General features: G+C 34.4%; 17 protein-coding genes. All 17 read right to left on the bottom strand.

All coding sequences use genetic code 11. The features are described from left to right. Positions 1-77: 77 nt before the first annotated feature. Positions 78-449, bottom strand: a complete 372-nt coding sequence (locus tag FLEMA_RS76685; protein ID WP_026998126.1) for an RHS repeat domain-containing protein — start codon at positions 447-449, stop codon at positions 78-80. A gap of 158 nt (positions 450-607) precedes the next feature. Then, the gene (locus tag FLEMA_RS0166275; protein WP_044175609.1) at positions 608-952 is read right to left on the bottom strand and encodes a DUF6984 family protein; all 345 of its coding nucleotides are present in this window, start codon (positions 950-952) and stop codon (positions 608-610) included. 83 nt (positions 953-1,035) lie between these two features. Further along, positions 1,036-1,203, bottom strand: a complete 168-nt coding sequence (locus tag FLEMA_RS77025) for a hypothetical protein (protein WP_159102748.1) — start codon at positions 1,201-1,203, stop codon at positions 1,036-1,038. Then, positions 1,152-1,511: an RHS repeat-associated core domain-containing protein gene (locus FLEMA_RS77410; RefSeq protein ID WP_081681444.1), complete on the bottom strand. Its 360-nt coding sequence runs from the start codon at positions 1,509-1,511 to the stop codon at positions 1,152-1,154. The genes FLEMA_RS77025 and FLEMA_RS77410 overlap by 52 nt, the downstream gene beginning before the upstream one ends. Positions 1,512-2,339: 828 nt before the next feature. After that, positions 2,340-2,582, bottom strand: coding sequence for a hypothetical protein (locus FLEMA_RS0166290; protein ID WP_026998129.1), 243 nt, complete (start codon positions 2,580-2,582; stop codon positions 2,340-2,342). A gap of 35 nt (positions 2,583-2,617) precedes the next feature. Next, positions 2,618-3,286 carry a hypothetical protein gene (locus FLEMA_RS0166295; protein WP_026998130.1) on the bottom strand — a complete coding sequence of 223 codons (669 nt, stop codon included), beginning with the start codon at positions 3,284-3,286 and terminating at the stop codon, positions 2,618-2,620. Next, positions 3,283-4,374, bottom strand: coding sequence for an RHS repeat domain-containing protein (locus FLEMA_RS0166300; protein ID WP_026998131.1), 1,092 nt, complete (start codon positions 4,372-4,374; stop codon positions 3,283-3,285). Before FLEMA_RS0166300 ends, FLEMA_RS0166295 begins: the two co-directional genes overlap by 4 nt. A 185-nt stretch (positions 4,375-4,559) precedes the next feature. Then, complete coding sequence (locus tag FLEMA_RS0166305; protein ID WP_026998132.1) at positions 4,560-5,279, bottom strand: hypothetical protein; 720 nt, start codon at positions 5,277-5,279, stop codon at positions 4,560-4,562. Beyond that, positions 5,276-6,307 (bottom strand): RHS repeat domain-containing protein, encoded by a 1,032-nt coding sequence (locus tag FLEMA_RS0166310; protein WP_026998133.1) that lies wholly within the window; start codon positions 6,305-6,307, stop codon positions 5,276-5,278. The genes FLEMA_RS0166305 and FLEMA_RS0166310 overlap by 4 nt, the downstream gene beginning before the upstream one ends. 189 nt (positions 6,308-6,496) lie before the next feature. Further along, a complete protein-coding gene (locus FLEMA_RS0166315) occupies positions 6,497-7,021 on the bottom strand; it encodes a hypothetical protein (protein ID WP_026998134.1) in 525 nt (174 codons plus the stop codon). Then, a complete protein-coding gene (locus tag FLEMA_RS0166320) occupies positions 7,018-8,067 on the bottom strand; it encodes an RHS repeat domain-containing protein (protein WP_026998135.1) in 1,050 nt (349 codons plus the stop codon). Before FLEMA_RS0166320 ends, FLEMA_RS0166315 begins: the two co-directional genes overlap by 4 nt. A gap of 171 nt (positions 8,068-8,238) precedes the next feature. After that, positions 8,239-8,682, bottom strand: coding sequence for a hypothetical protein (locus tag FLEMA_RS0166325; protein ID WP_026998136.1), 444 nt, complete (start codon positions 8,680-8,682; stop codon positions 8,239-8,241). An 8-nt stretch (positions 8,683-8,690) separates the two neighbouring features. Next, positions 8,691-10,169: an RHS repeat domain-containing protein gene (locus FLEMA_RS0166330; RefSeq protein ID WP_026998137.1), complete on the bottom strand. Its 1,479-nt coding sequence runs from the start codon at positions 10,167-10,169 to the stop codon at positions 8,691-8,693. Positions 10,170-10,478: 309 nt separating this feature from the next. Next, entirely contained in the window at positions 10,479-11,078 is a 600-nt protein-coding gene (locus FLEMA_RS0166340) for a hypothetical protein (RefSeq protein ID WP_026998138.1), read from the bottom strand. Further along, entirely contained in the window at positions 11,075-11,578 is a 504-nt protein-coding gene (locus FLEMA_RS0166345) for a hypothetical protein (RefSeq protein WP_144080210.1), read from the bottom strand. The genes FLEMA_RS0166340 and FLEMA_RS0166345 overlap by 4 nt, the downstream gene beginning before the upstream one ends. Before the next feature lie 105 nt (positions 11,579-11,683). Then, positions 11,684-12,160 (bottom strand): hypothetical protein, encoded by a 477-nt coding sequence (locus FLEMA_RS0166350; RefSeq protein WP_026998140.1) that lies wholly within the window; start codon positions 12,158-12,160, stop codon positions 11,684-11,686. Further along, the gene (locus FLEMA_RS0166355) at positions 12,160-13,260 is read right to left on the bottom strand and encodes an RHS repeat domain-containing protein (protein ID WP_026998141.1); all 1,101 of its coding nucleotides are present in this window, start codon (positions 13,258-13,260) and stop codon (positions 12,160-12,162) included. The genes FLEMA_RS0166350 and FLEMA_RS0166355 overlap by 1 nt, the downstream gene beginning before the upstream one ends. Positions 13,261-13,579: the final 319 nt, after the last annotated feature.

Below are 13,579 nucleotides of genomic sequence, written 5' to 3' on the forward strand. Positions count from 1 at the left end.
TCATCAGCTGCTTGATAAATGGTAGTCTTATCAGCATTTCCAATCTCATGTGCATTCCCATTAAAATCATAAATGGCTTAGCTTTGCATCCCATCTGGATCAATAAAGCGTAAAGGATTATTGTAGTTATATTGGTAAGGTGAATGCCTTCTTGATATATCCGCCAAAGCATCAACTCCCCACCATCTACCAATAGTCTTATCATAATACCTTGCCCCAAAATCATTGATACCACTTAATCCAAAGAGCGTTAGGCTTTCTTTATCTTGATACTTAAATCTATTCTCAACACTATTTATTGTTCCTGTACCATTCAACTCTATCCCAAATGGGTCATAATTGGTGCTTTCTACCTGTTGTAATACACCTGAATTACTCTTGAATGATACTCGTACATTACCTAAGTGGTCTTTGATATTGTATTCGTAAAACCAAACAATTATACACAAAACCCCGTTGACCTACAACTGCCAACGGGGTATAATTACTTCCACTTAACTCTCCACTTCATGTTGAATTTGCCAATCACGAGCGTGATGCTCTTCTATCTTTTGGAGCGTAAGAACGCTTTGCTTAACCAACGCCAGATGGAAAGAGTACCGTTCATCTATGAAAAAACATCATCATAATTAGAAGGCAGACTAATCAATGGTGAATAATTTGTTTTCCAAATATCAAGTTCGAATAATCTTTCTTTTTTATCTAAATACAAAGATGCTATCACAGTTATACCATCTTCATCTAAGAAAATATATTCACTAGCTTGTTTCCCAAATTGACGTTGTTCAGACATTACTCCTTCAGGATATAACTTAAGGCTTCCCATTCCACCATCATTCATTGGAGATACTAACATTTTTTTTTCCCAATCATATAGAATAGCTATAGAAGCTTTTAAAATCAAATACTCCAAAAGCTTTTCTTCTTTGGGTAAGGCTTTCCTAATGTCCATAAAAGTCTAATGTTTATTATATTGAAAGATTCTATCACTTGATAATAAATGGCGGTTCATGGACTCTACCTATGTTTACTACATTATCTGATAGCTTGAATACTGTATTCTTGTTTCTTTTTATCTTTGTCTTTATTATCTTGTTTAAATTCGTTTTCTCTATCAGTATCACCTTTAGAGGCTAACCATTGGTCATTCGTTAATTCATCAGCTCCAATGTTTTCTTCTTTGGTCTTATCTTTCGCTGCCATCCCATCAGGGTCAATAAAGGATTATTGTAGTTATATTGGTAAGGCGAATGTCTTCTTGATACATCTGCCAAAGCATCAACTCCCCACCATCTACCAATAGTCTTATCATAATACCTCGCACCAAAATCATTGATGCCACTTAATCCAAAGAGCGTTAGGCTTTCTTTATCTTGATACTTAAAGCGGTTCTCAACTGTATTGTTTAAACCTGTTCCGTTTAGTTCTGTGTCCCATGGGGCGTAGTTGGTGCTTTCTACCTGTTGTAATACACCTGCATTGTTTTTAAATGATACTCTTACATTTCCCAGCCCTAAGCATTATGCAGAAAAACCCGTTGATCTGATATAGCCAACGGGTTGGTAATTATACTTTGGAGGTTTAGTTGAATCCCCAAAAATATCCACTCATTTTGTTTTGCAGTCTTAGACTGTATTTTTATTTATGCCACGAAATTGTAACCTTCGAGGATAGTCGAAAAAACTCCAACAACGACAAAAAACTCTATTTTTTTAATTTCCGTATTATGAATAAGCATGAAATGACTAAACCAAGCGAGATAGAAAAAATAAGAGGTATAATTATTCCAAAAAAAATAGTCATGTTTTCCCGCCCTTCAGTTTCTCCCTCATAAAGAAGAGTTCCTCTTTGGTCTCTAAAAAAAATCAAAATATGCTTTATATAAATAGGGTTTAATTGTACCAAAATGAACAAAACTAATAACGTTATTATAATACTATAAACTAAAATGATTAATATTTTTTTCATGTGTTTTTTATTTAAACTCCCAAAATATAACTTGCTTTGATTTTGTCATATCTGATATATCAAGATACAGGCTCAACACCACGAAATTTAATTTTATTTAAAAGAAATGATGCTAATGCTTTTACTACGAATGCGTGGTCTTTGCCAACAGAACAATTTGTACAAGTTACTCCTTTAAATTTTTTAAGATTTACACCAGTGTGCAATTAATGTCTCACTGAGTTCAATATCTCTGATAGTTGGGACTGATGGATTGACTAATAGCCAATGGGCGGTAGCACATGGGGATGCTGATAAAGAGAGAGTCTATAAATGATAATAGAGCACTTGCCATCCCATCAGGGTCAATAAAGCGTAAAGGATTATTGTAGTTATATTGGTAAGGCGACATTGATGCCACTTAATCCAAAGAGCATTAGGCTTTCTTTATCTTGATACTTAAAGCGGTTCTCAACACTATTTGCCGTTCCTGTACCATTGAGTTCTATACCAAATGGGTCATAATTGGTGCTTTCTACCTGTTGTAATACACCTGAATTACTCTTGAATGATACTCGTACATTACCTAAGTGGTCTTTGATATTGTATTCGTAAGCCCAAGCAATTATACACAAAACCCCGTTGACCTACAACTGCCAACGGGGTAAAATTACTTATACTTAACTCTCCACTTCATATTGAATTTGCCAATCACGTGCGTGATGCTCTTATATCTTTTGGAGCGTAAGAACACTTCGCTTAACCAGCGACCAGAGGAATATCCTGAAATTTTAGTCATTGAATACTTGTACTGAGAGTACTTTTTTATTCGTTTTTTTTTGTCAAACTCTATATACATAAATAAATCTCTGCCCTGAATCTCTGCCACTCTATTATTTATCATTCTAATTCTAGCCACTATACCTAAATCATTAGAATAGTTTGTAAAAGTTATCAACAAGTATTCTGTTTTTTGAGAGCAATCGAAAGTTTTTTGTGATAAAATAAATGGTGCATTTGTATCTCTGTTAAACTTGATAGACACTTTGCTTAAAGAATCTTCAATTTGGTTTATCAAGTCAGGTTTTACATTTTCTTTCCATAAGTCTTTACCCTTATTTTTTAAAATTTCAGTTGCAAAAACAGCAAAGTTACAGTTTAATTTAATTGTATCTATCTGGAAACAAAGATGTCTGTTAGATGATGAACTCTCACTTGTTACATACTCTGCTAATTGATTAGACTTTAATATATTGTTTAATGCACAAGGATATATCCATTTTTTTTGCCCAAAAACAGGAATTATAATAAACATCAAAAAAAAGACTACATATTTCATTTTGGTAAGTTTAAAAATGGAATGTTTCTACCTATACTGAGAATCAATTCTCGTGCTTTTTGCTTTTGACCATCTGGCATCTTAGCTTCCGTAACTCCTATTGTTTGCCCACCTTTACTCCAATACATACTTTTGGGGCAAGTGGAACATTCCGATAGCCACCAATAATCAACACGTTGCCCCCATGATGTGCCTAACTGTTTTCTGTATTGATTTAATATTTTTTCCACACTACCTGGGTTTGTTGTTACTCCAGCATCACTTTTAGGTGCGTCTGCATATGCTTCTGTGGCATTAGGATTAACTACTTTTGTTCCAGTAGCAGTATGCAAACTTTCATGCAAGAATGAAAAGCCATATGAAAATGTACGAGAATCTAATCCTGCATTACTAACCGCATACGTATTATTATCAATTTGGTCAGAGTTAAGATTAACATTACCAGCGCCACCGCCCTTAGTGCCCTGTGAATTATCATTTGATACTTTAACTGTCAAATCGCTAGTGATAAGTCCTTTCAAATAATTTCTTGCTCCACTACTTCCCAATTCTTTCCCATCATCGGTAGTATTTATTTTCATTGAGCCATCTTCATTTTTTGCATAATCAAGCATTCCATTGTTGTACGAAATGTTTGTACCAGTAATATCAGACAAGTCTAACATCGTTTGTATCAATGTGTAAAGTCCCTCATTTGTTTTTGTTAACTCACTTACATCTACCTTCATACCATCGGGGTCTACGAATCTAAGTGGGTTATTTAGTACATATGAGTATGGCGAATTTGATAAATATCTATCCGCCAATGCATCAACTCCCCACCATCTACCCACAGTCTTATCATAATACCTAGCTCCAAAATCATTGATGCCACTTAATCCAAAGAGCGTCAGGCTTTCTTTATCCTGATACTTAAAGCGGTTCTCAACACTATTTGCCGTTCCTGTGCCATTTAACTCTATGCCAAATGGGTCAAAATTGGTGCTTTCTACCTGTTGTAATACACCTGAATTACTCTTGAATGATACTCGTACATTACCTAAGTGGTCTTTGATATTGTATTCGTAAAACCAAACAATTATACACAAAACCCCGTTGACCTACAACTGCCAACGGGGTATAATTACTTCCACTTAACTCTCCACTTCATGTTGAATTTGCCAATCACGTGCGTGATGCTCTTCTATCTTTTGGAGCGTAAGAGCGCTTTGCTTACCCAACGACCTGAGAGATATACTAAATTAATATCCTAATGGTAGTTACTGTCGCAAACCTAGTGAACGGGATAATTAAACTCCATTTCTACAATAGGGTATTCAACCCTGTAACCTGTAACATTTTGTTCTCTCAAATTATGATATAACTTTTCCGATATATATATATCATTAGTTAGAAATTGTGTGCCAAAAATATCAATGTCACTATTAAAATTTGAATTAAATACCAATTTCGTCGTTTTTATGGCTGCATCCGTTTCTGATACTATATTAATATAGTCAGAATAAGTATTGATTATGGGGTTAAAATCCTTGTTAATATTTCGCAGATGAAACGATAAATCATATTCACATTTTGAAAAATCAATATTCTGTTCCCCTGTCTCGTAGTCAAAACAAAACCACCAGTAACCATCTATAATTTTCCCACTTTGATTAAATGTTACCTCAAAAAAATGATGATTAGGCAATATAGATTTTTCTAAAATATTTCTAAGTTTATTATTTACAAAGAATCCTCTTAAAAGCTTTCCTGGTTTTATAAAATCTGTCAGTCTCCCTCTTTTTTCCAAATCTACTTCTACCAAATCCGACCCATACAATTGCCAGTTACTCCATGTATTCCACCACTTAGATTCCCTTCTTAAAAAGATAGAGCTATAACCTACATTTTTTTTAAAAAAATCGTCGGATAAATAGGAATTACCCATCCCTCCTTTCACTCCTACAATAGAAGGGTCAATACTGTAATTAATAGTTCTGAATGGTATTTTCATCTAAAAGCTTCGTTTAAGGTAGGGCCATTTAATGTTTTGAAATCGTTGTAAGCTTCATCTAAAAGATTACGTAAATCTTTGGTTAAGTCCAAAATATTCTGTTTAGTTAATGTATTATTCGCTTGCATCTCTCTTAATTTTTCAGCAACTCTGTATTCATATTCGGGAGCATTCCCATGAAATGCTTTGTCAAGATATTTGATGTTGTAGCCTTCATTAATATTAAATTTTATTGATTTTAAATCAGAACCAAATTCTTGCATAAATCTTTTTGATTGAGGCAATAGATGATGTTTCTCCATACCAAATATTGATGGCATACCTTTGTAATTCCACCTAACTACTACCAATGCACTTTTCACCCCCTTCATCTTCGCCATACTACTAATGGCTTTAGTCCCCATTACAGCCAACTTGGTACCCTTCATGGCTGTTCCTAAAACAGGGACTGCTGAAAGTAAATTTAGGCCTGCACTACCATAATTACCCCTATAAATATCAATACCTGCGTTAACAACTCCTGCTAATGTGCCTGCTCCAGGGTAAAGACCTATGCCATCTAGCGTAAGCTGTATATTATTGAGCGTACTTTCATCTCGTTGGGCTATAACGGTAACTTGAGGTAATATCGTACTATCATCTTTACCATCGCCATTAACATCTGTTAAACCAAAAAGGTCGATATTGAGTACGGGATTATTAGAGGTGTATAGATAAGGTGAAAAGTCTTCATCTGCTTCCGCCAATGCATCAACTCCCCACCATCTACCCACAGTTTTATCATAATACCTCGCACCAAAATCATTGATGCCACTTAATCCAAAGAGCGTTAGGCTTTCTTTATCTTGATACTTAAAGCGGTTCTCAACACTATTTGCCGTTCCTGTGCCATTCAACTCTATACCAAATGGGTCATAATTGGTGCTTTCTACCTGTTGTAATACACCTGAATTACTCTTGAATGATACTCGTACATTACCTAAATGGTCTTTGATATTATATTCGTAAGCCCAAGCAATTATACACAAAACCCCGTTGACCTACAACTGCCAACGGGGTATAATTACTTATACTTAACTCTCCACTTCATGTTGAATTTGTCAATCACGAGCGTGCTCTTCTATCTTTTGGAGCGTAAGAACGCTTCGCTTAACCAACGGCCAGAGAGATAAGATTTACTAACACAACGACTCAGTGAAGTACTACAACGTCTAAAATCAAAAAAACTTTTTAGGAGGTGGATTATGTCGCTCAAAAGCTTGCCAAAATGGGTTGAATTGAAGGTCTGAAACCCTTGTTCTGACAAATTCCCCTTTTACGAATATCAATTCAACTGGGTAGTACTCATTTGTCAAATATTTCGCTTCTTCTTTTGGTATAAAATCAGTTAGATTAAGGTTATTATTTTCTCTACTTTGGATAACAGTTTTATTTTCAAAGCCAATAATTGCTAATGAATCTGATATTATTTGCCAAGTTGGGTGAAATTCTTTTAAAATATCATCTAAATAATATTTTTTATCTATGTATTCAATAGTAACAAATGATGTATCCAAAACAACCTTTTCGTATACACAAATCAACATTTTGGATTGTTTTTTATGTTTAACTTCATCTTGAATATACTTAATATGCTCATCTATTTTTTTTACCACGATTGGATTAATATCTTTTTGGCATTGATATTTAGAATGACATGATAAAACCATCATAAAAAAGACTGCGACTTTAAATTGTTTCATGGTTTGTTAAATATTTGTTTTAATGACGGTATTAATCTAAAACTTCCATCAAATAATTCTGCTGTATTATGACCTGTCCAAAAACCTTCATCCCCTTTCATTATTTTTTTTCCATAATTAGCCCAAGCATATCCATACAAATTACCATCCCTACCAATTGCAAAAATTGGTTTCCCTGGAATCATTTTATATGCAAAATCTTTATCTTCACCAGAAAGTTTATAACCTAGTGCCCAAGGAGAACCATCTAAACTAAGTGCTTGATGAGTATGAATAACACCTAACATAAATAATTGTCCACCCTCAAATGAGATATAATCATTATTTTTTTTAAGTCCTGCTTCTAAAAAACCGGAACCAGAATCTGCATACTCGTTGTTTGCATATGGAGTTACTAAAACTCCCTTATTAGTTAAAATAGCTCCAACCTCTCTTCCTCTAATACCCCATTTTTTTAACAAAGCAATTGCCCACATATACCTATAGGCTTCTGTCTCATTTGAAAATAATTTTGAATTTTGACCTCCATCGTCTCTGTTATATATTTGTATTGTATTTTTTTGAGTACTCTTTTCTTCTTTTTTATTTTCTTGATTAAATGTTTTCTCTTTACCAGCATCCCCACCTGCTGCCAACCATTGGCTATTAGTCAATCCATCAGCCCCAACCATCTCTTCACTTGCCATCCCATCAGGGTCTATATATCTTAAAGGATTATTGTAATTATATTGGTATGGCGAATGCCTTCTTGATACATCCGCCAAAGCATCAACACCCCACCATCTCCCCACAGTCTTATCATAATACCTCGCTCCAAAATCATTTATCCCACTTAATCCAAAGAGCGTTAGGCTTTCTTTATCTTGATACTTAAAGCGGTTCTCAACACTATTTGCCGTTCCTGTACCATTTAACTCTATCCCAACTGGGTCATAATTAGTGCTTTCTACCTGTTGTAATACACCTGAATTACTCTTGAATGATACTCGTACATTACCTAAGTGGTCTTTGATATTGTATTCGTAAAACCAAACAATTATACACAAAACCCCGTTGACCTACAACTGCCAACGGGGTATAATTACTTCCACTTAACTCTCCACTTCATGTTGAATTTGCCAATCACATGCGTGATGCTCTTCTATCTTTTGGAGCGTAGGAACGCTTCGCTTAACCAACGACCAAAGGGAGGGTATTTTCCTGATAACTTTTATTTACTACTTAACAATCATTTTACCATTTTTCCAAGTATGAAATTCATCTATGTGATATTTGCTTTTCAATAAACTATCTTCACTAAAAAAAACACTAAAAATTGTTTTTTCTCTTATCTTATCAGCATCTTGGTCATCAATTGATGTTGGAAAATCATCTATACTATTAACAAACACTATCCCGGTTACTGGTGTTGCATATCGAACACTATCAACATACTCCATTGCCTTATTTAATAAAAATAATGTATCAGCTTTTGTTTTTACGGTGTAATTGCCAATATAGATATAATGCATATAAGATTTTATGAGATGCTCTGTCTCTATATCATAGTGAAAAATAAAAGTCCTACTTTTACTAACACCTTCTCTATTATCTTCCTTACAGTTTTGAATTAACAAAATACAAAGAATGAAAAAGGAAAACTTAACAAGTTGTAATTTCATATTTATTATTATTTAGAATGACTTGTATGAATTTTAACTGTCCAAGGAAAAGGATTATATTTACTTCCTTTGGAGTAATTATGTTGTAAGTTGTACATTTCAGATAACCCAGGCAAATTACTATTAGCATCACCTTTACCTGCTCCAAATATATCTCCGATAATAACATCCATTACCACACTACTCTTTGTTACTTTTAAAATATCAACTCTTAGAGATTGCCAACCTCCCATGACTGTCCACGAAAACAAATTACTACTCATATAACTAGGTTTAAGTGCAGTTAGATAATCATTACCTTTAAACCCTTCCATTGAACCCTTAACTATAAAATAATTTATTGCTACATTTCCATAATTAGCAATAAATTCTTTAAATGTATTGTTATATGAGATAATTCTTGCCATGTCGGAATTTGTATGGAAATTCATTTGAGAACCACCTCCATTCAAAAAATGTTTTAGTAGTGTTTGTCCATCAGATGTATTTTCAAAACGTGTTCCAGTGTTAAAACTTCTTAGAAAAGTTGATAAGGCAGAATCTTCATCTTCCTCATCTCCTGCAACACCATCTATAGGGCTACGACTTAAATCTCCATCACTACCTAAAAGCGAACCAATTTTATAAGTATAAATTCTTTGTTGTCTCTCCGTTTTCTGGTTTTCCTTTTTGGCTTCCTGTTCTTCTTGAAAATTGCCACCTGCCGCCGCCCATTGGCTATTAGTCAATCCATCAGCCCCAACCATCTCTTCACTTGCCATCCCATCAGGGTCTATATATCTTAAAGGATTATTGTAATTATATTGGTATGGCGAATGCCTTCTTGATACATCCGCCAATGCATCAACTCCCCACCATCTACCAACAGTCTTATCATAATACCTAGCTCCAAAATCATTGATGCCACTTAATCCAAAGAGCGTTAGGCTTTCTTTATCCTGATACTTAAAGCGGTTCTCAATACTGTTTACCGTTCCTGTGCCATTCAACTCTATCCCAAATGGGTCATAATTGGTGCTTTCTACCTGTTGTAATACGCCTGAATTACTCTTGAATGATACTCGTACATTACCTAAGTGGTCTTTGATATTGTATTCGTAAAACCAAGCATTACTCACATAGGTAGCTCTCCCTTCGGGCGTAGATAACTGATACGGTTGCCCATTTTTGTAAACCATCGACCCGTCGTATTCCCAATATTCGCCTGTCGAGTAGGTTCGCTTTAAGACTCTTCCATCACCAGCATAAGTTATTTTTATCCATCGATTATTCGTTAAGCTGATTTGCTTAGGAAGTTTTAAATACGGGTCATAGTCTATTTGGCTTATCTCTTTATTAAGGTCTTTTTTTAACGAGCCGTCGCTATAATAATCATAATCGTTGGTAACTGCATTTCGATTTACAAAATCTACAATATTATCACCCGAGATGGCATCCTCTACCTTGTATAACTTATTGCCAGTGTAGGTATAGGTCAGATTGTCCATTAGGCCATAGCTACTACCTACCTTGCCATTGCGTTGTAAGGTAGTAATATTTCCATTTTTATCATAGGTAATTGTTGATATTCCATAATTTTCGGGGCCAATACCTGTGTAAACGGCTGATTTAAGGCGTTTGGCATAATCATAACTAAAATATAGCTTCGTTGATTATCTAATTAATTACTGATAATGAGGAAGTTATCTTACTGACCATCTACGACAAGCAAGTAAAAGACAATATTTCTGAAAAGGAATTGAAGGAAATACTGAAGAGTTAGAGTAAGCATAAAGCCCCTATTTGGGGCTTTTTAACTAGCAGTTGTAATATTGTTTCAAAATTATTTTATCATTTCTTCGCCACCTTATCCAGCCCTCAATGTTTTTACCATTGGGGCAACTTTCGCACTCTTTATTACATTTAACTTTTACCCAATCCCCCTTTATTTCTAAACAGATAAAACCAACATCTTCAAAATTGACGGATATGGATTTAGATTTTTCATTTGGAGAGATTTTCAAAGGATTTTGCTTTGATGCACTACAATAATATTTCAAAATGTAATCTTCTAAGGATAGAAGCATCATTGTATTAGACTTTTCTATTAATTTAAGAACAGAACCTATCTGAACTTCAAAGTAATTAGGCAGAATACTTTGCTTTGCTCGAAAATGAAAAATATAATAATCATCAAAGTACGCTAATATTTTCCCTTTTAATTTTGAGCAAGATGGCTCATTTCCATCAACAGATTTGATTTCAGCAAATTGTGATTTGTCAGAATTTAGAATTTTATACTTTGTCTCTTCTGTGTAGTTGCCTTGATAAAGTATTAAAACCTTATCTTGTGATTGGCATTCAAATAGTATAAAAGCAAATAAAGAAAAAAGTAAGTACCTAAATATTTTTATCATTGTTCGTTATTGGGTTTAACAACTACCTCTGGTAATGTCCCTCCCAAATAATCAACCTGGACATTGGGAGAATAGCCTTGTAAATGGAGATGATTAGAATGGTCTGATTTAATTCCACGTTCTTTTGAGGATGATATATGATTTAATAAACCTCCGTTAAACCTTCCTGAAATCATATCTTTCCATCCAAATAAATGTAATGAATTATTTAGCTGATTTTGTCTCCCAACAGCTACATTAGGGCTTCCAAGAATAACCGCACTGCCACCTTCATCAGTCCTTAAATACCGTAGATCTCCATTTCGACCACTTTTATGTGATTTGCTTGGGTCAGGAGAAGTTCCATCAGACTTACTAAATTGGTTTATAGTTAAATCGTTTGTCCCTGAGTTTGATACCGCTCCAATTAAAGAAGCAAAAGTATTACCTGAAACATATACTTTACTTAGATAGAGGACGCATTTTCTTACAGACACCATCACCCGTTTTTTTATAGCCAACGGGTGATGGTGTCTCTCTTGTGGTTTAACTGAAGTGATAAAAGCATCAGCTTATTTTGTGTTGTAGTGTATAACCGTATTTTTATGTATACTACAATTCTCAAATTAAAAAAATGAACGCCTTTTATAACTTACTTTTAAAGGTTTTAGAATTCTGTCTTCAAATTTTGCTCGTTCGGTGATAGAGTCAAAAAAACCATAATCATGATTTACATATTTCCATTTTCCTAACTCTATCCCATTATTCACACTTACAAGGGCAAATTGACAATGATTATTATCCAATTCTCTTACCCATGTTGCAATAATTTGATTCTCTTCTTTATAATAAAAATAACACATAACCCACTTTTTTTCTTGTCCTAAAATATCGTCTGCTAATCCTATTTTTGAGGAAATATCATAAGAGGGATTATTTATCTTGAATGTTTTGATGCGTTCAATCAATAATGAGTCCCTTATTCCTATTTCATAAACTTCAGCATATGGATATGACCCTGGACTAAATAAACTCCCTAACTTATAAAAACAAAAGGTCACTAATGCGATTGATACAATAATTGGTAGAATATTCTTTTTCATTATTTAGATGGTTTATTAGTTACGTCTATACTACTATAATTATACCAAATTATAATTTCAGACATTGCTTTATTTATTGAGCCTGGACCTACCCCGTGACTCATCAATTTAAATAGTGTTTTGGGAAGTGCAAATAACCCTAAGCCTGTACCTAACAACAGTGAATAGCCTGCATCCTTATATTTACCCCTTAGAATACTAGCGTTATAAACAACAGCCTCTTCATACACAAATCTATAATCTGCACCAATCGCTCTTGTATCTGTAGCTAATCCTATTCCCCCGGTTGTACCTAATCTATCATATCTTCTATCGTGTCCAATCGCTGGATACTCTGATGCACTTTCTGGAACATAGGAATAGTCGTATTTCGTACCATAGGTCATAGGGTTATTACCGCCAGGATATGTCAAACCAAAAATATTATGTCCAATGGTAGATGGGTCTAATTGATTTTTCTTAAATCTAGCTTTTAAGCCATTATTGTAATAAATATGTACCATATTATTGATACCATAAATCCTAAATACCTCTTCATCAGTAGCTCCTGGAGCATTCCAGTCCCATTCACCTTCGGGAAACTTATTTCTTTTTTCATGGATTTCATTATACCAATTATCTTGTCTGTATTGAGTGGTTAGCCCACTTCCTCCAAACGCTTCACTACCATGGTTGGCAGGATTGGAAGCTTGCATCCATTGGTCATTGGTTAGTCCATCTGCTCCTGTTGTTGGACTTAATCCAAATGGGTCTATAAATTGAACAGGATTGTTAAACACATAATTATAAGGAGACCAATCTGGCATCATATCCGCCAATGCATCAACTCCCCACCATCTACCAACAGTCTTATCATAATACCTCGCTCCAAAATCATTGATGCCACTTAATCCAAAGAGCGTTAGGCTTTCTTTATCTTGATACTTAAAGCGGTTCTCAACACTATTTGCCGTTCCTGTACCATTGAGTTCTATACCAAATGGGTCATAATTGGTGCTTTCTACCTGTTGTAATACACCTGAATTACTCTTGAATGATACTCGTACATTACCTAGATGGTCTTTGATATTGTATTCGTAAGCCCAAACAATTATACACAAAACCCCGTTGACCTACAACTGCCAACGGGGTATAATTACTTACACTTAACTCTCCACTTCATGTTGAATTTGCCAATCACATGCGTGATGCTCTTCTATCTTTTGGAGCGTAGGAACGCTTCGCTTAACCAACGACCAAAGGGAGGGTATTTTCCTGATAACTTTTATTTACTACTTAACAATCATTTTACCATTTTTCCAAGTATGAAATTCATCTATGTGATATTTGCTTTTCAATAAACTATCTTCACTAAAAAAAACACTAAAAATTGTTTTTTCTCTTATCTTATCAGCATCTTGGTCATCAATTGATGTTGGA

The sequence above is a fragment of the Flectobacillus major DSM 103 genome (assembly GCF_000427405.1).
GTDB lineage: Bacteria > Bacteroidota > Bacteroidia > Cytophagales > Spirosomataceae > Flectobacillus > Flectobacillus major.